This is a genomic window from Corynebacterium sp. SCR221107, from assembly GCF_027886475.1.
In the GTDB taxonomy this organism is placed as follows: domain Bacteria; phylum Actinomycetota; class Actinomycetes; order Mycobacteriales; family Mycobacteriaceae; genus Corynebacterium.
Genome location: NZ_CP115670.1, coordinates 428,371 through 451,541, shown reverse-complemented (window position 1 = coordinate 451,541; position 23,171 = coordinate 428,371). Strand labels below are relative to the sequence as shown.

Here is a 23,171-nt window from a genome sequence, read left to right as displayed (position 1 = left end):
CCTCCTGGACTTCGTGGTGGCTACGAGTTTCGCAGCCACAGATTTACTTCACTGTTTGCCTTGCACCGCTAATTCGGCGGCCACAAAAGTAAACAGCACTTACAGATGTGCCAGTTACATGATCCTAGAGTCACGCGCGCTAATTTTCAAACCGTTTGTGGATCTTTTTGGATCTTGGGAGGTAACGGCCGACTCATCACCCCGCGAGCGCAGGGCAATCAGCAGGCCGCTACCCCCTTTACTCCCCTTTCACCACTGGCACACAGAAGGTGAAAGGAGAGGTGAAGGGCGTGCCTTCAGCCTTTTGGCTTAGTGGCCGTTGCGCTCCGCGATGATCTCCTGAGCAACGTTGGTCGGAACCTCAGCGTAGGAGTCGAAGATCATGGAGAAGTTTGCACGGCCTGCCGTGGAGGAGCGCAGGTCACCGATGTAACCGAACATCTGAGACAGCGGCACCTTAGCCTTGACGACCTTTGCACCGGAGCGGTCTTCCATAGCGTAGACCTGGCCGCGACGGGAGCTGATGTCACCGTTGACGGTGCCCATGTACTCCTCTGGGGTAACAACCTCGACGGCCATGATCGGCTCGAGCAGGACCGGCTTTGCCTTGGCAACGCCTTCCTTCAGTGCCTGGGAGCCGGCGAGCTTGAAGGCCATTTCAGAGGAGTCAACCTCGTGGTATGCACCATCGAGCAGGGTGGCCTTGATGTTGACCAGCGGGAAGCCAGCCAGGTAGCCGTACTGCATTGCGTCCTGGATACCGGCGTCGACGGAAGGGATGTACTCCTTCGGGACGCGGCCACCGGTGACGGCGTTTTCGAACTTGTAGGTAGCGGACTCGCCCTCTTCCAAGGTCTCTGGCTCTGGGTTGTAAGGCTCGAAGGCAACGATGACCTTTGCGAACTGACCGGAACCACCGGTCTGCTTCTTGTGGGTGTACTCGATGCGATCCACAGCCTTGCGGATGGTCTCGCGGTAAGCAACCTGCGGGTTACCGATGTTTGCCTCGACCTTGAACTCGCGCTTCATGCGGTCAACCAGGACGTCCAAGTGGAGCTCGCCCATGCCGCCGATAACGGTCTGGCCGGTCTCATCGTCAAGCTCGACGGTGAAGGTAGGATCCTCTTCTGCCAGCTTCTGGATAGCGATACCCAGCTTCTCCTGGTCAGCCTTGGTCTTTGGCTCGATGGAAACCTTGATAACCGGATCCGGGAAGTCCATGGACTCGAGGATGATCTGGTTGTTCTTGTCGCACAGAGTGTCACCCGTGGTGGTGTCCTTCAGTCCGATGAAGGCGTAGATGTTACCAGCGCGTGCCTCGTCAACCGGGTTCTCCTTGTTGGCGTGCATCTGGAACAGCTTGCCGATGCGCTCGTTCTTTCGCTTGGTGGAGTTAGCAACCTGCGCACCTGGCTCGACGATGCCGGAGTAAACGCGAACGAAGGTCAGCTTACCGAAGAACGGGTGAGCAGCGATCTTGAAGGCCAGTGCGGAGAAAGGCTCGTCAACGGAAGGCTTGCGAACCAGTTCCTTGGACTCGTCGCCAACAGCGTGGCCGTGAACCTCGCCGATGTCCAGCGGGGAAGGCAGGTAATCGATGACAGCGTCCAGCAGCGGCTGAACACCCTTGTTGCGGTAAGCAGTACCGCACAGAACCGGGTAGATCTCGGAGTTGACGGTCATCTTACGGATGGCGCCCTTGATCTCCTCGATGGTAAGCTCTTCGCCACCGAAGTACTTCTCCATGAGTGCTTCGTCGGACTCAGCGACAGCCTCGAGCAGCTTCTCGTGGTACTCCTCGGCCTTGTCCTGAAGGTCAGCTGGGATCTCCTCGATGACTGGCTCAGCGCCGGTCTCGACCTTGCCGCGCCAGGTGATGGCGTTCATGTTGATGAGGTCGACGACACCGTCGAAGTCATCCTCAGCGCCGATCGGCAGCTGCAGAACCAACGGCTTAGCGCCGAGGCGGTCAATGATGGTCTGAACGGTGTAGTAGAAGTCAGCGCCCAGCTTGTCCATCTTGTTGACGAAGCAGATACGCGGAACGTCGTACTTAGCAGCCTGACGCCACACCTGCTCGGACTGTGGCTCAACGCCTTCCTTGCCGTCGAACACAGCAACAGCGCCGTCGAGAACGCGCAGGGAGCGCTCAACCTCAACGGTGAAGTCGACGTGGCCTGGGGTGTCAATGATGTTGATCTGGTTACCAGACCAGAAACAGGTAACAGCAGCGGAGGTAATGGTGATACCGCGCTCCTTCTCCTGCTCCATCCAGTCGGTGGTGGATGCGCCGTCGTGGGTCTCGCCGACCTTGCGGTTGATACCCGTGTAGAACAGGATGCGCTCGGTGGTCGTGGTCTTACCGGCGTCAATGTGGGCCATGATGCCGATGTTGCGGACCTTGTTGAGATCCTTAAGCACTTCTTGAGGTGCCACGTTTTTCCCTTACTTGTTGTAGCTTCGGCCGAAGTAGTGCGAAATGTTCGTCTATCCGTAGGCCTCAGGGTTACGAATTATGTCTGTTCAATCTTGCCAAATTCGCGCCGATTTAGCAGCACTAATTCTAGGCAAAACATCTCTCGCGTCTGTGAATATGGCGAAGAATGCTGTTTATCGGACAGAAAAAAGGACCCAACCATGCAAGAAGTCGAACGGTGAGGCTGTACGCATGGCGCGTGCGGTCCGGGAAGTTCGATTCAAGGGTTGGGTCTCTTTCTTCATGGGAATTACCAGCGGTAGTGAGCGAAGGCGCGGTTGGCCTCGGCCATCTTGTGGGTGTCCTCGCGACGCTTGACGGAAGCACCAAGGCCGTTGGCTGCATCGAGGATCTCGTTAGCGAGGCGCTCGATCATGGTGTTCTCACGGCGCTGACGGGTGAAGGTGACCAGCCAACGCAGAGCCAGGGTGTTGGCGCGCTCTGGGCGAACCTCGACCGGAACCTGGTAGGTAGCGCCACCGACACGGCGGGAACGAACCTCAAGGTCAGGCTTGATGTTGCCGAGGGCCTTCTCCAGGGTCAGAACCGGATCGGTGCCGGTCTTTTCCTTGCAGATGTCCAGGGCACCGTAAACGATGCGCTCAGCGGTGGACTTCTTGCCGTCCACCAGAACCTTGTTCACGAGCTGGGTGACAACCTGGGAACCGTAGACTGGATCCTTGACGACTGGGCGCTTCGGAGCTGCATTCTTACGCATTGATTACTTCTCCTTCTTTGCGCCGTAGCGGGAACGAGCCTGCTTGCGGTCCTTCACGCCCTGGGTGTCCAGTGCGCCACGGATGATCTTGTAACGAACACCTGGGAGGTCCTTTACACGACCGCCACGAACGAGCACCATGGAGTGCTCCTGGAGGTTGTGGCCCTCACCTGGGATGTAAGCGGAAACCTCGATGCCAGAGGTCAGGCGCACACGGGCAACCTTACGCAGAGCGGAGTTAGGCTTCTTAGGAGTGGTGGTGTACACACGGGTGCACACGCCACGACGCTGAGGGGAACCCTTCAGTGCTGCAGTCTTCACCTTTGCAGTCTTATCGTGGCGGCCCTTGCGGACGAGCTGCTGAATAGTTGGCATGAACCGTCTTTCTCAATTGATCGGTATTTTACTAACACCCGCCGTTTGGCTGGTGGTAGGAAGTGTTTTGTTATGCGCCTTCTAGGGAGTGAAAAAGTGTTAAAAAGTACCCGGACAAACCAAAAAAGGGGCTCTTTCCGGGGCCGCTTCCGCACTTTCCTAGATCATCACCAACAGATTCAAACCGTAGCTTGAAACGGGATAATGTCAGGCTCCCATATATGCACATGGGACTAGGGACAACCCTATCGCATGCGCGTGGAGAACACAAATTCCTTCCCCCACAGCAATTCCATCCACCTGCCGCATTCAGCCGGCCTGCCTGCGAGCAATTGAGACCTCCCAGCAGCTGCTCAATCACGTCCCCGCCTGCGATGCAGGCGACGTCGGCAAGCAATCTAGACCCAGCGCCGGCAGTCATGCGCACGCAAGACACAGATGCCACAAATGACATCCACAGACACAGCAGGAGGTCGATGTGTGCATCCTTGACCAGGCCGTAACCTTCCATACGGTTGCTTGACACTGAAGCCCTCAAGCGCTTGCCGACGATCAACCGCGCCGCTGTGGTCCCGGCTGTACTAGTACACATCCATGCTTGGCGTGCCCTCGGTGCCGGGCTGCGGCTCGGAGATAAGCACGGCCTCGTCACGGTGGACCGGGAGGACCTTTTCATAGTAGGACTGCGCGGCCTTTTCAATGGGGACGAACCCCTGACATTCTTGGGCCATGTACCAGCGATGATCGAGGATCTCATGGAAGATCTGGGCCGGCTCCCGCTTTCCCACCAGCTCCTTCGGCATGGCCGCAATGGTGGGCTCGTATTCCTCGGCCATCCACGAATGCGCGGCCTGGGCAAGCTCCACCTCGTGGTCATAGTGGGTTGCGCGATAGGCGGTGATGGCGTTGAGCAGGCGCTTGGCCTGCTGCTCCTCCACCTCAAGCCCGGTCAGGCGCAGCAGTTCCTTGTGATGGTGGCCAGCGTCGACGACGACCGGGCGGATAACCAACGCGTGCGAGCCGTCTTCGGCAACCACCGACATCTCGGACACGTCGAATCCAAGCTCGCCGAGGCGGTTGATGCGCTTGGACACACGCCAGTATTCATCCATCCCCACCTCCTCCTCGGCGGTGAGCTCCTCCCACAGTTCGAGGTAGTGCGTCTCCACCCGCGAGCCGAGATCGATGACGTCGATGGCTTCGGATAGGTAGCCGCCGGCTTGAAGATCCATGAGTTCGCCGATGATGTTGACCCGAGCGACGTCGACGTCATACAGCCTGCGGGAGGTGCTGAGCTGCTCCTGGAATTCGCCGGTCTCAGCATCCACGAGATAGGCCGAAAAGGTATCCGCGTCCCTCCGGAACAGGGTGTTCGATAAGGAGACGTCGCCCCAGTAGAAGTTGAGCAGGTGCAGCCGCACCAAGAGGATAGCCAGCGCCTTGATGAGCTTGTGCGCCATCTCCTCGGGGAGTTCCTGGGAGAAAATCTCACGGTAGGGAAGCGAGAACTTCAAGTGCTCGGTAACAAGAGCCGCGGTCAGCACGTCGCCGTCAGTATCGCGGCGCCCGGTAATCACGGCAACGGGCACGACGGACGGGGCGCCGACGCGCTGGAGCTCGCGCAGCATCCGATACTCGTGATGGGCAACCCGGCGCCCGATCTCCTTGACGGCGCAGACTTGCCGCTGGTCCCCGAGTAAAACGAAGCGCACCACGTGCCGGGAAATGCCTCGCGGCAAGGCGACGATGATGTCTTGCGGCCACTCATCCAGGGGCTTCGTCCACGGCAGGCCCAGCAATGCTGGCGCATAGGCCGAAGTGCTGATGCTCATTGAATTCGGCACGGCGAATCCTTCTTTCTCGCGACCACCACCTACGTCGCGAAAGCTCAAAAGGCTAGGGGTATTACATGGGGAACCAACAGTTAACGCACACGTGACAGGGTGCGCAAAAATAGCCAAGATGACAGGAGTAAAAACGCTACAGAATGTAAGCACGGCCAGATGACGTGCCCACATACGAACAGGGGGCGCACACGCAGCGCTCCCCCTGTTTGCTCTTAGTCAGGCTTTGTCGATTCCGCCCTTATTCCGGCAGGCGAAGACCCGTTGCCGAGGAGAAGTTGTGCTGTGCGCCATCCTTGATGCGGACATGAAGCACCGAGCCACGCTCGGGGGCAACGTTAGGCAGGGCACGGATGACGATCTGATCCGAGGGGTTATCCTCATCGCCAGAGCTGAGGTCGCCACCACCGACCAGGTGGCCGTAGAGGTAGGAGTCCGAGCCGAGCTCTTCGACGAAGTCAAGCTTGACCGGGATGGCACCCTGGTGCTCCTCACCGGCGGGAACGATCTCCAGCCCCTCGGGACGGAAGCCGATCACCAGCTTGTTGTTATCCTCCGGGGTTAGCGCCGCGCGCGCCGCGGCAGAGACTGGCACGCGGGCCTCGCCGAGCTTGGCCATACCATTCTCGTCCAAGGTGAAGGTGCCCAGGTTCATTGCCGGGGAGCCAATGAAGCCTGCCACGAAGACATTTTCCGGGCGCTCATAGAGCTCGCGTGGGCTGCCGACCTGCTGCAGGTAGCCATCCTTGAGCACGGCGATACGATCACCCATGGTCAAGGCCTCGGTCTGATCGTGGGTGACGTACAAGGTGGTAACCCCCAGCTTGCGCTGCAGTGAAGCGATCTGGGTACGGGTCTGCACACGAAGCTTGGCATCCAAGTTGGACAGTGGCTCATCCATGAGGAAGACCTGCGGCTTGCGGACGATGGCACGCCCCATAGCCACGCGCTGGCGCTGGCCACCCGACAGGGCCTTCGGCTTGCGGTCCAGGTACTGGGTCAGATCCAGGGTCTTAGCGGCCTCTTCCACGCGCTGGTTGATGACCTCCTTGCTCTCTCCCGCGATCTTGAGGGCAAAGCCCATGTTCTCTCGGACGGTCATGTGCGGATAGAGCGCATAGTTTTGGAAAACCATGGCAATGTCGCGCTCCTTGGGAGCGGCGTTGGTGACGTCCTTGTCACCGATGAGGATGCGGCCACCAGTGACCTCCTCGAGTCCTGCGAGCATGCGCAGCGTGGTGGACTTGCCGCAGCCCGACGGGCCGACGAGCACAAGGAACTCACCGTCGGCGATTTCCAGGTTGATTCCGTTGACGGTGGGCGCCTTGGCACCCGGGTAGGTCAGCGAGGCATTTTCATAGGTCACTGATGCCATGGTTTTTACTCCTCCATCGGCAGGTACGTGCCGAACGATCCGTAGTGGAAGTGGACAATGTCAAGGCTTAACTCTACACGAATGTTGGTCTGCTCACACAAGGGGGCGTGTTTGTGATTGCTCTCATACCGCACCCATTTACACCCCGCCAACTGGGATTATGTCGACGCACATGCAATGACGGTTTTCCCAAACGCGCCATATCTCACAGTTGCAACGGCCGCAATGTCCGTTGCTTGCATGCAAAATCCGATTGCCAGTCACGCCACACGCCAACCGTTGACCACCCCTAAATAGGGTGCTATTGAAACAGTCATAGCCATCCCCTATCTTGCCTTGAAAAATTCGTTGACCCAGCCCGCGACCACAACATGTAGTGGCTGTGACCAATCTTTTGGGCTGGATATGGGAGTAAATCACACCTATGTAATCTGACTTTCCCTCCCCGCCGGTCTAGCCTAACTCCTGTCAGCCAGACCAACGGTGGAAGAAAACCTCCATCAAAGGTTGGCCCAAGATAATGGAGCGCACCAACGCAGCGTCGGCAAGCAATGCGCCCGTACCCATGACAGGAGAAGAGAGCTTTCATGAGCCGCATCGATGTAGCAACCACCATCGACGAATACGTTCACCGCAGCGATTGGCGCGTCAACGCCAACGCCAACCAGGACTATTCCCTCGGAGGGATGATTCTCAACACTTCCGGCAAGGTGGTAGCCAACTATTGGCTGGACGAGGTCTTTAGCGATCAGGCAGGCCGCGCCCACCGCGCAGGCGACATGCACATCCATGACCTCGACATGTTGTCTGGCTATTGCGCCGGCTGGTCGCTGCGCCAGTTGCTCGAGGAGGGCTTCGGCGGCGTACCCGGCGCGATCTCCTCGGCCCCACCGAAGCACTTTTCCTCCGCGTGCGGGCAAATCGTCAATTTCTTAGGCACCCTGCAAAACGAATGGGCAGGCGCGCAGGCATTTAGCTCCTTTGATACCTACATGGCCCCCTTCGTCCGCCTGGATAAACTCAGCTACCCCGAGGTCAAGCAGTATCTGCAGGAGATGGTGTTCAACCTCAACGTTCCTAGCCGCTGGGGTACCCAAACGCCTTTTACCAACCTCACTTTCGACTGGACCTGCCCGGCCGACCTAGCAGACAGCGTTCCTTTCATCGGTGAGCAACCGGCGGAGTTTTGCTATGGCGATCTCCAGCCGGAGATGGACATGATCAATCGCGCCTTTATCGAGGTCATGAGCGAGGGCGACGCCAACGGACGACCCTTTACCTTCCCAATCCCCACCTACAACATCACCAAAGACTTCGACTGGGACTCCTCCACCGCGCAAGCCCTTTTCGCCATGACCGCGAAGTACGGCCTGCCGTATTTTCAAAACTTCATCAACTCCGACCTCGACCCAGGCATGATCCGCTCCATGTGCTGCCGACTGCAGTTGGATCTGCGCGAGCTGCTCAAGCGCGGCAACGGACTTTTCGGCTCGGCTGAGCTGACTGGCTCCATCGGGGTGGTCACCATTAACTGCGCCCGCCTGGGTTACCTCTATGCCGGGGATGAGCAGGGCCTGTACGACCGCCTCGACGAGCTGGTGGCTATCGGCGTGGATACCCTGGAGCGTCGCCGCAGCTTCGTCGCCCAGCTCATGGATCAAGGGCTGTTTCCGTACACTTCCCGCTGGCTTCCAAGCCTGGACAATCACTTCTCCACCATCGGCGTCAACGGCTGTAATGAGATGATCCGCAACTTCACCCGAGGCGCCTATGATCTCACCGATCCCCAGGGACACGCCCAGGTCGCACGACTGCTCGACCACCTTAATGAACTCCTGGTCAAGGCCCAGGAGGACACCGGCCATCTCTACAACCTGGAGGCCACCCCAGCCGAAGGGGCTACCTACCGTTTGGCCAAGGAGGATCTGAAGCGCTTCCCCGACATCCTGCATGCCGGAAGCGAGGACGAGCCCTATTACACCAACTCCTCGCAGCTGCCCGTGGATCACACCCCTGACCCCTTTGCCGCACTCATGGCGCAGGAGGACCTGCAGTCGAAGTACACCGGCGGCACCGTGCTGCACCTGTATATGGGGGCCGCGATGAGCGATGGTCACGCCTGCGCTGAGCTCATCCGGCGCGCGCTGAGCAACTTCCGGCTCCCCTATGTCACCGTCACGCCTACTTTCAGTATCTGCCCCGATCACGGCTACCTCTCCGGCGAGCATCCCGAATGCCCGGCGTGTGGGACCCCAACCGAGGTCTGGACCCGCGTCATGGGCTATTTCCGCCCGGTAGCCAGCTTCAACACCGGCAAGAAGGGGGAATTCCATGAGCGCGTCTACTTCGATGAAAACGCCGTCGTCCCAGCACTGCGTTAAGCGCGCTTTGGGAACAACCGCGGTCATGGAAAGCACATCGAGCCCTGCCTCCGAGACCCTGCACGGGAGGCAACCACCCCTCGCGATCGCGGGGCTAATCCCCTTTTCCGCCACGGATTGGCCGGGCAGGCTGACCGCCACGGTCTTCACGCAAGGGTGCCCGCTAGCCTGCCGCTACTGCCACAATTCCCAGCTCCAGCCGTTCTCGCCCGGCCAGGTTGATCTTCCTGAGGTCTTCTCCCTGCTCGAGCAGCGCCGGGGTCTGCTAGACGGCTTGGTTATCTCCGGCGGCGAGCCCACAGCACAGCGCGGTCTGGCTGAGGCCATCGCAGGCGTTCATCAGCGTGGCTTCCCCGTCGGCCTGCACACGTGCGGGTACCTCCCGGCGCGCATCGAGCGACTGCTTGCCAGTCCTGAAACAACCCCGGACTGGGTCGGATTCGACATCAAGGCGCTGCCTCGCGACTTCGCCCACGTCACCGGTGGCACCCCGACGCAGGCCATCGGCAATTGGGAAAGCCTGCGCTTGCTTTCCGACGCTGGCGTGGCGATGCAGGTGCGCACCACAATCTGGCCAGAATCGGTTGTCGCCGATCACCTCGGTGAACTTGACGCTGCCGTCGCACAATTGGGCCATGAGCTGGTCGTACAGACCGCCCATGGCGTGGGCGCCGACGGCCGCTACGTCCAAGCAGCGCCAGCCACGCCGGTGACCTAGTACCGGCACGCTTGTGTGGACAAAGCCTGTGTGCCTCCAAGCCAACACACACGTATCTCGTAGGTTGGGAGAGTCTTCCTCTCAGAACTTTAGAAAACTTTATTCCTAAAGTTTCAGCCTATGCAGGTCGACTTTTTCAACACGCTGCGCAGGACGAGAGCCAAGGCCGGCAATGCTCCCATCCCCGGCGCTGATGCCATCCCACAAGGCGGCAATGAAGCTTCCTTTGTTCTTTCCTCTTCCGGTTCTGGAATCCTGGCCAGCGATACAGCCGTGACGAATGCAGCAGGCACTGTGGACGTCGGAAAGCAGACCACGCTGGCACAAGGAACACACCGCGCCGACGGCATCGCTTATGGCGCTCTCGCCATAAGCGTGGTGGTCGCCGGGGCGATGTATGCCCTCGGCATCAAACTCGGCCTCGTGCACGACTACTACTCCGCCGCCGTGTATTCCATGTCGAAGGACTGGAGTTTTTTTCCTGTGGGGTTCAGTCGACGGCGGCTCGATCACCGTGGACAAGCTCCCGGGCGCCTTGTGGATTCAGGCGCTGTCGGTGCGACTGTTTGGATTTAATGACCTCGCGCTGCTGGGCCCACAGCTGGTTGAGTCGCTGCTGGCCGTCGTCGTAGTGTTTTTCACGGTGCGCCGCTGGGTGCGCCACAGCTACGGTGCCGGATGTGGCAACGTGGCTGGTTTGCTCGCCGCCGCGGGCCTTGCCACCACCCCGATCGTCGCGGCCTTGGCCCACGCGGAGATTTCCGACACCTTTCTCATGCTCACCTTGAGCCTGGCCGCCTACGCCTGGACCCGTGCGATGGAGCAGGGCTCGTGGCAGTGGCTGGCGCTGACCGGCTTCTTCGTCGGGTGGGCCTTCCAAGCCAAGATGGCTGAGGCCTGGGGCATTGTGCCCGCGCTCGCGCTTGCCTACCTGATCTTTGCCCCCGGCGGGGTTGCCCGCCGCGTCTGGCATGTGCTCGTCGCCGGTATCAGTACGGCGGTGTTCTCCCTGCGGTGGCTGGTGCTTGCAACCGTCACCCCGGCCGATGCGCGCCCGTGGATCGATGGCTCGGCCAACAATTCCGCATGGGCCATGGTCTTCGACTACAACCTGTCGGGCCGCTACGAGGAATCCGACAGCAGCGGGGGTAATTCCTGGTCCTACTTGTTCGGCGCGAACGTTGCCACTCAGGCGGGTTGGTTCTACGTTGCCGCCGCGGTGGGGCTCATCGTCGCCCTGTGGTACACCCGCAAGGCCCCGCGCACGGATCTGCTGCGCGCTGCCAGCGTGATGACCGGGGCCTGGTTCGGAACCTTCTTCGTGGGGTTTTCCGTGGGCAAGGTCATGCATTCCTACTATGTCATCGCCTTCGCCCCGGCCGTGGTTATGCTGGCCGCCGTCGGCGCGGTGGTGGCCTGGCGCCACAACAAACTCTGGGTGTTAGCTATCGTGGCCGCAACCGTTGGGTGGGCCTGCTACCTCATGGGGCAGTTCGATAACTTCTACCAGACCACCGTGGTCGTGGTAGTTGCAGCCGGCATCGGCCTCGTCGCCCTGTTTGCTTCCCGACGCCTCCGCTTGGCAACACCCATCGCCGCAGCGCTGCTTACCGTCGCAGCACTTGCCACCCCAACCATGTAGTCGGCATCCACCATCAGCGCCGACTACGCCGGCAGCGCCCACGGCCCGGCCGCCGGGCCGGTGAGCTCGATGGGTGGCGGCTCCTCCAGTGGTGGCAGGCCAAGTGCACCTAGCGGTGGCGGTAGCACGTCTTCCGACAATTCCGATGGCACGGCACCATCGTTGAAGCAGGCGCCCACGGATGGAAGCTCTGCGACCAGCAATGTCTCCTTCAACAGCGAGAGCACCGGGGACACCGCCAATACGGCCACTGGCACCGCCAACAGCTCAGATGCCACCGCTAGCGGTGCCGGTCCCGCCGGCGCGAATGGCTCCGGTCGCACCCGTGGAAATGGAGCCATGACTCCGCCGACTGGCAATGGAACCCCAAGCACCCCCGGATTCGGCTCACAGGGTGGCTCGGGTAGCGGCACAAGCTTTGATGCCAGCAGCGTTGTGGACTACATCCGCGCCAACAACCCAGGTTCCACCTACGATGTCGTGGTGACCGGGTACTCCGCGGCCTCCGAGTTCATCACCAACGGCGGCAAGGTCATCTTCGCCGGCGGCTATTCCGGAAGCATCAACAACCTCACCCCCGATGAACTCAAAGAACTGATCAACAACGGTGAGGTCTACTACATCTACCTCGGCGGTGGCGGCCGCAGCGCCACCTCGATTACCGGCTCGGACGGCACCTCCGCGGACAGCGAAATCACTTCGTGGGTACAGGAAAACTGCCAGGTGGCAAGCGATTCGGGCAGCAGTAGCCTGTATGTGTGTACAGCGGCTTAAGCGAAGTTCCTTTAGTTCACTGCTTCACCAGGGCGGCTTTGTCCATGGACCTGAAAGAAGAGCACTCCCGGTCCTTAGGCCCTTCCACGACGGCTCCCCGCCACGAGTGTGGTTCGCGCATTCGCTTCCGTGGCGGGGAGTTTGTGTGCACACAAGCTGAAGGCACATGCCGGGAGCTTCTGCACTTCCTTAGGACCCGGCCACAGCGTCGGGCATGTTTACGCGCCTAGAGTTCGTCGATGACGATCTTGCCCATGCCCATGAGCTTTGCATAGGCGCCGGGCTTGGCCATCAGCTCGTCGAGGTTATCGGGAACAATCTCCCACCAAAGACCGAACTTGTCGCGCAACCAGCCGCACTGTTCGGCCTCAGGCACGGCGGAAAGGCTGTCCCAATAGCGGTCGAGCTGCTGCTGGCCGTGGGCGTTGACAAGTAGAGCCACGCCACAGTCAAAGTCGAAGTTTTGCGCCACCGCCGAGTCCATCGCACCCACGGTCTCCCCGCAGATCGTGAATGTAGAAAAGACTACGGAGTCCTGAGTTATCACCCCGTTGGCCGGGGTCCCCATCTCCCCGTAGGTCACCAGGTGGGTGATCTCCGAGTCATCAAAAATGCTGGTATAGGTCTCGATGGCTTCCTTGGCCCGGTTCTGGCTTTGTCCGCAGAACATGATGTTGGGATAGATGTAAGGAACGGTCGCGGCCTCGTCGGTAAGCAATTGCCAACTGACACCGTAGCGGTCCTCCACCCAGCCGTAGAGCGGATTGAAAGGATACTGGGCAAACTCCATCATGACCGCGCCCTCCGCGGCAAGTGCATCCCACAGTGCGCAGGTTGCCTCCTCGCTGGGGCTGGTGACCATGAAGCTGATAGTGGGGTTGGGCGCGAAGTGGTCGTCGCCATTGACCAAGGTCATGCGGTAGCCGTCGATGTCAACATCGACTGTCAGCGGTTTGCCGGCCATCGACTTCTGAAAGTCGGGCAACCCCTCAGTGGGATAGCGGACGATGGTGGTGACCTTGGCTTTGGGGAACGTATCGGCGTAGAACTCTCCGACCTCAAGGGCGTTACCGTTGCACCAGATATTGGGGACGATTTTTTGCATGATGGTCTTTCTTTCTCGAGTCCTAGTCCCGCCCCGGGTGGTCGAAGGCGCACCTTTCCCGTCGCATACAACGGGACTTGATAGTCAAGGACTTTCTTATGGCAGTCACGGAGGTTGAATCCAACACTACTGCCTGGGGCGCTGGGCGTGCACAGCCGTTGCCTGCCCTCATGCTTGCGGTTCACGTCTGCACTGCCTAGCTTTAGCGCCCCTCTCGGTCTCCTCGCCTGCCGCGTTCATCGGCGACGGCGCCATCGTGGGCCCGGGTTCGCTGCTCATGCGCGGCGACCAGGTGCCCGCCGGTGCCCGCAGACAGGGCAACCCGATCGAGCCCTAGGGCAAGAAGTAGGCTTCACGCACGAGGCTGTGCGTGAAGGGCCTCCTCGGCCGGGGCTTCAAGTTTGCGGTCGAAAGGAATCGGTCGAATAGAGCCGGTTTTTATACCCCCCTGGGTATTTTTGGCACTCCGTTCGACTATTTCCTTTCGACCGCAAATGTGAAGCCCCACGCGCGGCGGGAATCGAGCACCACCACCCGCCGGCGTGGCCTCTAGTCAGCGCGTTGCCGCCCGCTTGTCACTTACCGGTGAACCGCGAAGGCTCCCCCTAGCTGATAGCTATTGCGGCACTCGGCGCCCCCGAACAAACTGTAAGGATTACATGGAACTCATGGTGTTTGGACTCCGCGCGCCTCCCCCTTGGTCGCAGGCGGCGCGGGAAAGCGGCCGTGGTGCGTCGGCAAGCACTGCGCACGGGTGCGGCAGCAAAAGACCCTAGGGCCCCAGGCCCCACCTTGTGGTGGAACCGGAAACCCTAGGGTCTCAACCCGTTGCTAGGCCTTTAGAGGTCGTAGGCCTCATCCAGCGGGACGGAGGCGCCGGTGAACTCACCGTAGCCGTCGTCGCCGTAGATGGAATCGCCGTAAGTCGGGATCGAGTAGGCCGCGTTGCGGGCTGCCTCGGTCGGCTTGACAGCGATGTTGCGGTAACGGGCAATGCCGGTACCGGCCGGGATCAGCTTACCGATGATCACGTTCTCCTTCAGGCCGATCAGCTTGTCGGAGCGCTTGTTGATCGCGGCGTCGGTGAGCACGCGGGTGGTCTCCTGGAAGGAGGCCGCCGACAGCCAGGACTCGGTAGCCAGCGAGGCCTTGGTGATACCCATGATCTCGCTGCGAAGCTCGGCGGGAGCGCCGCCGGCGGCGATAGCCTCGGCGTTGGCTGCCTTGGCCTCGGACAGGTCAACCAGGGTACCGGGAAGGAACTCAGTGGAGCCGGACTCGATGACGGTACCGCGACGCAGCATCTGACGGATGATGATCTCGATGTGCTTGTCGTGGATGGCCACACCCTGGGCACGATAGACGGCCTGCACCTCGTCGACCAGGTGCTGCTCCACGCCACGGCGGCCGAGCACCTCGAGCACGTCGTGCGGGTCGGCAGGTCCGCGCAGGAGGCGGTCGCCTACACCCACGTGATCGCCCTCGCGCAGGGTGCGCTCGATGAACGCACCCGGGTTGGTCTCCATCGGCACGCGCACGGTGGCCAGGCCCTGACGCTTGGACAGCTTCTCGTAAACCACGTTGTCCGAACCGTCGTCCGGGGTGATGGTCAGGGTGTAGAAGTTGCCCTCATCGTCGAGGTGAACGGTACCGGCGACAGAGGCGATCGGGGCACGGTTCTTAGGAACGCGAGCCTCGAACAGCTCCTGGACACGCGGCAGACCGCCGGTGATGTCGCCACCGACACCACCTTGGTGGAACGTACGCATGGTCAGCTGGGTACCCGGCTCACCAATGGACTGGGCAGCCACGATGCCGACAGCCTCGCCGATGTCGACGAGCTTGCCGGAGGCCATGGACTTGCCGTAGCATTTCGCGCAGACACCGGTCGGGGTCTGGCAGGTCAGCACGGAGCGGACCTTGACCTGCTCAACGCCGGCCTCAACGAGCTTTTCGATGAGCGCGTCGGTCAGGTTCTCGCCAGCAGCAACCAGGGTCTGCTCGCCCACGTTGACGTCCGTGGCGGCCACGCGGCCGGACACGGTGGTCTCGATCAGCTCGTGAGCGCGGTAGCCGGTGACGTTGCCATCGGCGTCCTTGACCGGGACGGCGACCGGCACGCGGACGCCCAGGCGGGTGCCGCAGTCATCCTCGCGGACGATGACGTCCTGGGCCACGTCGACCAGACGACGGGTCAGGTAGCCGGAGTCAGCGGTACGCAGAGCGGTATCGGCCAGGCCCTTACGGGAACCGTGCGAGTTGTTGAAGTACTCGAGCACCGACAGGCCCTCGCGGAAGGAGGTCTTGATCGGGCGGGTGATGTAGTCACCCTTCGAGTTCACGACCATGCCCTTCATGCCGGCCAGGGTCCAGATCTGACGCATGTTACCGGCGGCACCGGACTTCACGATCATAGGAATCGGGTTGTCGTCCGGGTAGAGGGCCTCGACGGCCTTACCCACGGTGTCGGTGGCGTCCTTCCACAGCTCAACCAGGCGGTCGTAGCGCTCGCGCTCGGTAAGAGCACCCTGCTCCCAGTACTTGCGCTCGATCTTGCGTGCCTCGCGCTCGTAATCCTCCAGGATCTCGTCCTTGTTCGGGAGCACGAGCACGTCGGACATGGTGATGGTCACACCGGAGCGGGTTGCCCAGTAGAAGCCGGCGTCCTTCATCTTGTCCATGGTCTGAGCGACGGTGATCATCGGGTACTTCGCGGCGAGGTCGTTAATGACATCGCCGAGCATGATCTTGTCGGAGCCGCCGCCCTTACGGACCATGACGCCCTCAAGGTACGGGTAGTTCCACGGCAGCAGCTCGTTGAACATCACGCGACCCAGCGAGGTGGTGGCAAGCCAAGACTCGCCCTGCTTCCAGCCATCCGGGAACTGCTCGGCCTCGATGTCTGCCGGCGGACGCAGGTGCGAGATGCGCACCTTGATCTGTGCCTGCAGGCCCAAGACTCCGCGGTCGTAGGCCATGATGGCCTCGGCGTAGGAGGAGTAGACGCCCCGTGCCGGGCCGTTCTCGTCGGCCGGGGTGTAGGCACCCTGGCCACCGAACTCGTCGGCGCGCTTGTCCATGGTCAGGTAGTACAGGCCGGTGACCATGTCCAGACGCGGCATGGCCAGCGGCTTGCCGGATGCAGGCGAAAGAATGTTGTTCGACGCCAGCATGAGGATGCGAGCCTCGGCCTGCGCCTCGGCGGACAGCGGCAGGTGGACTGCCATCTGGTCACCGTCGAAGTCGGCGTTGAAGGCCTCACACGCCAGCGGGTGCAGCTGAATTGCCTTGCCCTCGATGAGCTTCGGCTCGAAGGCCTGAATACCCAGGCGGTGCAGGGTAGGTGCACGGTTGAGCATCACCGGGTGCTCGGCGATGGCCTCTTCGAGCACGTCCCACACCTCGGGGCGCTGACGCTCGACCATGCGCTTGGCGGACTTGATGTTCTGCGCGTAGTCGTGCTCGACCAGGCGCTTCATGACGAACGGCTTGAACAGCTCGAGCGCCATGAGCTTCGGCAGACCGCACTCGTGCAGCTTGAGCTGGGGGCCGACGATAATAACCGAACGGCCGGAGTAGTCCACGCGCTTACCCAGCAGGTTCTGGCGGAAACGACCCTGCTTACCCTTGAGCAGGTCGCTCAGGGACTTCAGCGGACGGTTGCCAGGACCGGTGACCGGGCGGCCGCGACGGCCGTTGTCGAACAGCGCGTCGACGGACTCCTGCAGCATGCGCTTCTCGTTGTTGACGATGATCTCGGGCGCGCCGAGATCGATCATGCGCTTGAGGCGGTTGTTGCGGTTGATCACGCGACGGTAGAGATCGTTCAGGTCGGAGGTGGCGAAGCGGCCACCGTCGAGCTGAACCATCGGGCGCAGCTCCGGCGGGATCACCGGGATGCAGTCGAGCACCATGCCGGCCGGATCGTTACCCGAGCGCTGGAAGGCCGCGACGACCTTCAGGCGCTTGAGGGCACGCATCTTCTTCTGGCCCTTGCCCTCGTTGATGATCTGGCGCAGCTCCTCGGCCTCGGCGTCGAGGTCGAAGTTGCGAATCAGGGTCTGAATAGCCTCAGCACCCATGCCGCCGGTGAAGTAATCCTCGTAGCGGTCGACGAGCTCCTCGTAGATGGTCTCGTCGATGATCATCTGCTTCGGGGCCAGCTTGATGAAGGTCTGCCAGATCTCATCCAGGCGTGCAACCTCGCGCTCGGCGCGCTCGCGGATGTGCTGCATCTCCTTGTCGGCTGCGGTCTGGACCTTGCGACGGGCGTCGGCCTTGGCGCCGGCTGCCTCGAGCTCTGCCAGGTCCTCCTCCAGCTTCTGAGCGCGCTCTGCGATCTCAGCCTCGGCGTCGGCCTCAACGTCCTTCTTCTCCAGCAGCATTTCTGCTTCCAGAGTGGATTGATCGTTGTGGCGAGCCTCCTCATCGACGCTGGTGATGATGTTGGCTGCGAAGTAGATGATGCGCTCCAAGTCCTTCGGTGCCAGGTCGAGCAGGTAGCCCAGGCGGGAAGGAACGCCCTTGAAGTACCAGATGTGGGTGACAGGCGCGGCCAGCTCAATGTGGCCCATGCGCTCGCGGCGCACCTTGGACTTGGTCACCTCAACGCCGCAGCGCTCACAGATGATGCCCTTGTAACGAACACGCTTGTACTTACCGCACTGACACTCCCAGTCGCGGGTAGGTCCGAAGATACGCTCGCAGAACAGGCCATCCTTTTCCGGCTTGAGCGTACGGTAGTTGATCGTCTCCGGCTTCTTTACCTCGCCCTTGGACCAACGGCGGATGTCGTCGGCGGTGGCCAGGCCGATGCGGAGCTCATCGAAGAAGTTGACGTCGAGCACGTAACTCCCTTTCACCTCGGGGCTTTCCCCAAGGAGTCGTAGTGGATCTTTGTTTCGATTTATCGGTTTCCGCCTGCTTTCCGACGCCCACCTGCCTGCAGCAACGAAGTGTTTCTTTCTCGTTGCGGCTTCTTCGAGGTGGCGTCGGGAGGCAGACCTGGCGTGTTAGGCGATGTCGGCGTCGGAACGCTCGTCGCGCGACAGGTTGATGCCGAGCGAGGCACCTGCCTGGTCGAACTCATCGTCGTCGGAGCCGGACAGTTCCATCGGGGTGCCGTCCGCGGAGAGGACCTCCACGTTCAGGCACAGGGACTGAAGCTCCTTGAGCAACACCTTGAAGGACTCCGGGATGCCCGGATCCGGGATGTTTTCGCCCTTCACAATGGCCTCGTAGACCTTGACGCGGCCGACCACGTCGTCGGACTTGATCGTCAGCAGCTCCTGCAGGGTGTAGGCAGCGCCGTATGCCTGCATGGCCCACACCTCCATTTCGCCGAAGCGCTGGCCACCGAACTGGGCCTTACCACCCAGCGGCTGCTGGGTAATCATGGAGTACGGGCCGGTGGAACGAGCGTGGATCTTCTCGTCGACCAGGTGGTGCAGCTTGAGCATGTACATGTAGCCAACAGACACCGGGTACGGGAAAGGCTCGCCGGAACGACCGTCGAACAAGGTGGCCTTGCCGTTAGCGTCGACCATGACATCGCCGTCGCGGTTCGGGCGGGAGTTGGCAAGCAGGCCTGCCAGCTCCTCATTGGAGGCACCGTCGAACACCGGGGTTGCAGTGAGCGTGCCAGCCGGGACGTCGTAGAGATCCTCCGGCAGCATGTTCATCAGCTCGGCGTTAGCCGGATCCTCGGTGTCGATCTTCCAACCAGCAGCAGCCAGCCAGCCCAAGTGAACCTCGAGCACCTGGCCGATGTTCATACGACGCGGCACACCGTGGGTGTTCAAGATGATGTCGACCGGGGTGCCGTCCGGCAGGAATGGCATGTCCTCCTGCGGCAGGATCTTGCCCACGACACCCTTGTTACCGTGGCGGCCGGCGAGCTTGTCGCCGTCCTGGATCTTGCGCTTCTGGGCCACGTAGACGCGAATCATCTCGTTGACACCCGGTGCCAGATCGTCGTCGTCCTCGCGGGAGAAGCGACGAACGCCGATGACCTTACCGGTCTCGCCGTGAGGCACCTTCATGGAGGTGTCGCGCACCTCGCGGGCCTTCTCGCCGAAGATGGCGCGCAGCAGGCGCTCCTCCGGGGTCAGCTCGGTCTCGCCCTTCGGGGTGACCTTACCGACCAGGATGTCGCCGTCGCGCACATCGGCGCCGATGCGGACGATGCCGCGCTCGTCGAGGTCCTTGAGCACATCCTCAGACACGTTCGGGATCTCACGGGTGATTTCCTCGGCACCAAGCTTGGTGTCGCGGGCATCGATCTCGTGCTCTTCGATGTGGATAGAGGTCAGGATGTCCTCCTCCACCACGCGCTGGTTGAGGATGATGGCGTCCTCGTAGTTGTGGCCTTCCCACGGCATGAACGCAACCAGCAGGTTGCGGCCGAGCGACATTTCGCCGTCCTTGGTGCCTGGGCCGTCGGCCAGCACCTGGCCTTCTTCGACGCGGTCGCCGATGTTGACCAGCGGCTTCTGGTTGTAGCAGGTGCCCTGGTTGGTGCGCTCGAACTTGCGCAGCTGGTAGGTGTCGCGGATGCCGTTGTCATCCATGACCGTGATGAAGTCGGCGCAGACGTTTTCGACAACGCCAGCCTTCTTGTTGATGATGAGGTCGCCAGCGTCGTAGGCGGCGCGCAGCTCCATGCCGGTACCCACCAGCGGAGCCTCGGAGCGAACCAGCGGCACGGCCTGGCGCTGCATGTTCGCACCCATGAGGGCACGGTTAGCGTCGTCGTGCTCGAGGAACGGAATCATTGCGGTAGCAACGGAGACCATCTGGCGTGGGGAGACGTCCATGTAGTCGATCTCATCGCCGGAGACCACGGCGATGTCGCCGTTTTTCATACGAACGGTCACGCGTTCGTCGATGATGTTGCCCTCGGCGTCGACGGCGGTCTTGGCCTGGGCCACGCGGTAGCGGTCTTCCTCATCGGCGGTCAGGTAATCAATCTGATCGGTGAGCTTGCCGTTTTCCACCTTGCGGTACGGGGTCTCGATGAAGCCGAAGGGGTTCACGCGGGCATAGGAAGCCAAGGCACCGATCAGACCGATGTTCGGGCCTTCTGGGGTCTCAATCGGGCACATGCGGCCGTAGTGAGAAGCGTGAACGTCGCGGACCTCGATGCCGGCGCGCTCGCGGGACAGACCGCCCGGGCCAAGAGCGGACAGACGGCGCTTGTTGGTCAGGCCGGACAGGGAGTTGTTCTGGTCCATGAACTGCGACATCTGGGAGGTTCCGAAGAACTCGCGGATGGCGGCAGACACCGGGCGCACGTTGATCAGGGAGGTGGGAGTGATCGACTCCGCATCCTGGGTGGTCATGCGCTCGCGGACGACGCGCTCCATGCGGGACAGGCCCACGCGGACCTGGTTTTGGATGAGCTCGCCGACGGTGCGCAGACGACGGTTGCCGAAGTGGTCGATGTCGTCGGTCTCCACCGGGATGACCACGCCGGTCGGCGAGGTCATGGAGGTCTCACCTGCGTGCAAACGCACGAGGTACTCCAAGGTGGTGGCGATGTCTTCCTCGGTAAGGGTCATGAGGCCGTCGTTGTCGCCGCCCAGGCCCAGCTTGCGGTTGACCTTGTAGCGGCCGACCTTGGCCAGGTCATAGCGCTTCGCGCGGAAGAAGGAGTTGTCCAGCAGGGACTGCGCAAGGTCGCGGGTCGGCTGCTCGCCCGGACGCTGCTTGCGGTAGATCTCCAGCAGTGCCTCGTCGGTGTTGGCAACGCCATCGGCCTCGAGGGTGGACATCATGATCTCGGAGAAGCCGAAGCGCTCCGTAATCTGCTCGGTGGTCCATCCGAGAGCCTTCAGCAAGACAGTAACCGGCTGGCGACGCTTGCGGTCAATGCGCACGCCGACGGTATCACGCTTGTCCACGTCGAACTCGAGCCATGCACCACGGGAAGGGATCACCTTCACGGAGTGCAGCGGACGCTCGGTGGACTTATCGATCGTCTGATCGAAGTAGACACCCGGCGAACGCACGAGCTGGGAGACCACGACACGCTCGGTGCCGTTGACGATGAACGTTCCCTTGTCCGTCATCATCGGGAAATCGCCGATGAAGACAGTCTGGGACTTGATCTCCTGGGTGTCATTGTTGATGAACTCAGCGGTCACATACAGTGGCGCCGAGTAGTTGATGTCCTTCTCCTTGGCTTCGTCGATGGTGTTTTTCATATCTTCGAAGCGCGGCTCTGACAGAGACAGAGACATGTTTCCAGAGTAATCCTGGATTGGAGAGAGCTCCTCGAGGATGTCCTCGAGTCCGCTTGTGACGCGGACGCCCTCACCCAACTCCTCCTGCTTGCGTGCGCGCCATTCAGGCGTGCCAATCAGCCAAGCAAAGGAGTCAAGCTGAATATCAAGAAGTCCCGGGACCTCGATTGGTTCCGTAATCTTTGCAAACGACTTACGTTTTGGAGCCCCAGGGATGTCGGCCTTGGTCTGGCGGGAGACTGCCAAGATGGGTCCTTCCAGCACCTCACGCGGATGGCGGCCCCGCAATATTGACCACCAAAACCGCTGGTATTTGAGCATTTCGGTCTGCTTCGGAATATCTGGTCCAGATAGCACAGGATGACCTTGTCAAATCCGGGTTTTTCGAACCGGCGATCAAGGTCGGAGCACTAGCGGAAAAGGTATTCCAGCGCAACGAATCAGCCTATACCAAATCATCACCGATGTAAAGGCCTTGCCCTTTTGTCAAACCGGCCACCCCCGTTCCGGCCGGTTGCCCACCCAACACACAACCTGCGGATGGTTATTGCAGCTCCCTATGAAGTTCTCTTGCGCTTGAAGATACCGAAAGACCCCGCCAGACCCAAAACCGTGAGCAGAATTCCCAATGAAAGGATGACATAGCTGACGATACGCCCCACGTGCCCGTCGGGGACCGTCGCCGCCTGCGCGACGAGCGCGTCGGTCTGCTCCTGCGAGCCTTGGCCGTCGAAAAGCAGCGCCTGCTCGATCTTCTTGCCGCTGGAGTCGCCGTAGTAGTCGTCGATCTGCTCCTTGATGTCGACGATGAGCCCGCTGACCTGGTCCACGTAGTAGTCGCGGGTGCCGGAGTGGTAGAGGTTCGCGGTGGTGGCCGCCTCCTCGTCGGCGTCGCTGGAGACCTCGATGGTGTTGAACACCGAGGAATACCGGGCGGCCACATCCGTAGGCTTGATCTCCTGGTGGTAGCGGTAGATGGTGCGACCGCCCATCTGGGTCTCCTCCTCGAATACCGCCGGCGCCGAATCGCGCAGGACGGGGTCGAAGACCTGGTAGGTGGTTTGCTCTGCGTTGGAGGGGAACTTCACCCACAACGAATCGATCGGCACCTGCTTCGCGGCGCTCGCCGGCTGATCAGCCATCGTCGCATCCGTCAGTGCCTGGCCCGTGAAGCGATCGAGGCGGTAGCTCCACACGGTCGCATCAATCAGGCGATCCAGCTCATCCTGGTTGCTCTCCCGCATCGTGGTGACGCCAATACGCGCCGTCACAGAATTAGTGTCCACAGGATCCATGAACTGCGCGTGGTACTGCCTCGTCACCGGCACCGTAATCACCTTGTCCTGCTGCGGAATGCGGGCCTTCGCCTGGTCATCGGTCAGCGTAAGCGTGGTGTTGCGAAGATCCAATGGCATGCGGCCATCAAAGTGCAGGAAGTAAGGAGCGAGCAATCCCCAAGCCAGCAGCATGACGCCGAGGCCAACGGTCAGAGCAGAGAAGATGCGGGACTTAGGAAGCAT

Annotated in this window: 15 protein-coding genes; 5 read left to right on the top strand and 10 right to left on the bottom strand. The window is 61.1% G+C overall.

The window, feature by feature from the left end; genetic code table 11:
* Nucleotides 1-309: 309 nt before the first annotated feature.
* The 5 genes from fusA to PAB09_RS02130 all read right to left on the bottom strand — a co-directional run bounded on the left by fusA (nt 310) and on the right by PAB09_RS02130 (nt 6,788).
* Nucleotides 310-2,382 (bottom strand): elongation factor G, encoded by a 2,073-nt coding sequence (fusA, locus tag PAB09_RS02150; RefSeq protein ID WP_271035243.1) that lies wholly within the window; start codon nt 2,380-2,382, stop codon nt 310-312.
* Between the two features lie 344 nt (nt 2,383-2,726).
* The gene (rpsG, locus tag PAB09_RS02145; protein ID WP_271034454.1) at nt 2,727-3,194 is read right to left on the bottom strand and encodes a 30S ribosomal protein S7; all 468 of its coding nucleotides are present in this window, start codon (nt 3,192-3,194) and stop codon (nt 2,727-2,729) included.
* A gap of 3 nt (nt 3,195-3,197) precedes the next feature.
* Nucleotides 3,198-3,569, bottom strand: a complete 372-nt coding sequence (gene rpsL, locus PAB09_RS02140; protein WP_025251882.1) for a 30S ribosomal protein S12 — start codon at nt 3,567-3,569, stop codon at nt 3,198-3,200.
* A gap of 581 nt (nt 3,570-4,150) precedes the next feature.
* Complete coding sequence (locus PAB09_RS02135) at nt 4,151-5,413, bottom strand: DUF4032 domain-containing protein (protein WP_271034453.1); 1,263 nt, start codon at nt 5,411-5,413, stop codon at nt 4,151-4,153.
* Nucleotides 5,414-5,654: 241 nt separating this feature from the next.
* Complete coding sequence (locus tag PAB09_RS02130; protein ID WP_271034452.1) at nt 5,655-6,788, bottom strand: ABC transporter ATP-binding protein; 1,134 nt, start codon at nt 6,786-6,788, stop codon at nt 5,655-5,657.
* A gap of 587 nt (nt 6,789-7,375) precedes the next feature.
* On the opposite strand from PAB09_RS02130, the gene PAB09_RS02125 reads away from it, so the two are divergent.
* The 4 genes from PAB09_RS02125 to PAB09_RS02110 all read left to right on the top strand — a co-directional run bounded on the left by PAB09_RS02125 (nt 7,376) and on the right by PAB09_RS02110 (nt 11,529).
* Entirely contained in the window at nt 7,376-9,169 is a 1,794-nt protein-coding gene (locus PAB09_RS02125) for a ribonucleoside triphosphate reductase (RefSeq protein ID WP_271034451.1), read from the top strand.
* Between the two features lie 25 nt (nt 9,170-9,194).
* Entirely contained in the window at nt 9,195-9,887 is a 693-nt protein-coding gene (locus PAB09_RS02120) for an anaerobic ribonucleoside-triphosphate reductase activating protein (RefSeq protein WP_271035242.1), read from the top strand.
* Between the two features lie 120 nt (nt 9,888-10,007).
* A complete protein-coding gene (locus PAB09_RS02115; protein WP_271034450.1) occupies nt 10,008-10,463 on the top strand; it encodes a hypothetical protein in 456 nt (151 codons plus the stop codon).
* Entirely contained in the window at nt 10,402-11,529 is a 1,128-nt protein-coding gene (locus tag PAB09_RS02110; protein ID WP_271034449.1) for a glycosyltransferase family 39 protein, read from the top strand. The genes PAB09_RS02115 and PAB09_RS02110 overlap by 62 nt, the downstream gene beginning before the upstream one ends.
* A gap of 23 nt (nt 11,530-11,552) precedes the next feature.
* Here the strand turns inward: PAB09_RS02110 and PAB09_RS02105 are convergent, their stop codons facing one another.
* Entirely contained in the window at nt 11,553-11,870 is a 318-nt protein-coding gene (locus tag PAB09_RS02105; RefSeq protein ID WP_271034448.1) for a hypothetical protein, read from the bottom strand.
* Here PAB09_RS02105 and PAB09_RS02100 point away from each other — a divergent pair.
* Nucleotides 11,869-12,303, top strand: a complete 435-nt coding sequence (locus tag PAB09_RS02100; RefSeq protein WP_271034447.1) for a hypothetical protein — start codon at nt 11,869-11,871, stop codon at nt 12,301-12,303. The two genes, PAB09_RS02105 and PAB09_RS02100, sit on opposite strands and share 2 nt — an antisense overlap.
* A 226-nt stretch (nt 12,304-12,529) precedes the next feature.
* On the opposite strand, the gene PAB09_RS02095 is transcribed toward PAB09_RS02100, so the two are convergent.
* The 4 genes from PAB09_RS02095 to PAB09_RS02080 all read right to left on the bottom strand — a co-directional run bounded on the left by PAB09_RS02095 (nt 12,530) and on the right by PAB09_RS02080 (nt 23,171).
* Nucleotides 12,530-13,408: a VOC family protein gene (locus tag PAB09_RS02095; protein ID WP_271034446.1), complete on the bottom strand. Its 879-nt coding sequence runs from the start codon at nt 13,406-13,408 to the stop codon at nt 12,530-12,532.
* A gap of 839 nt (nt 13,409-14,247) precedes the next feature.
* A complete protein-coding gene (locus PAB09_RS02090; protein ID WP_271034445.1) occupies nt 14,248-18,255 on the bottom strand; it encodes a DNA-directed RNA polymerase subunit beta' in 4,008 nt (1,335 codons plus the stop codon).
* Between the two features lie 165 nt (nt 18,256-18,420).
* Nucleotides 18,421-21,915 (bottom strand): DNA-directed RNA polymerase subunit beta, encoded by a 3,495-nt coding sequence (gene rpoB / locus PAB09_RS02085; protein ID WP_271035241.1) that lies wholly within the window; start codon nt 21,913-21,915, stop codon nt 18,421-18,423.
* A gap of 293 nt (nt 21,916-22,208) precedes the next feature.
* Nucleotides 22,209-23,171, bottom strand: a complete 963-nt coding sequence (locus PAB09_RS02080) for a DUF3068 domain-containing protein (RefSeq protein WP_271034444.1) — start codon at nt 23,169-23,171, stop codon at nt 22,209-22,211.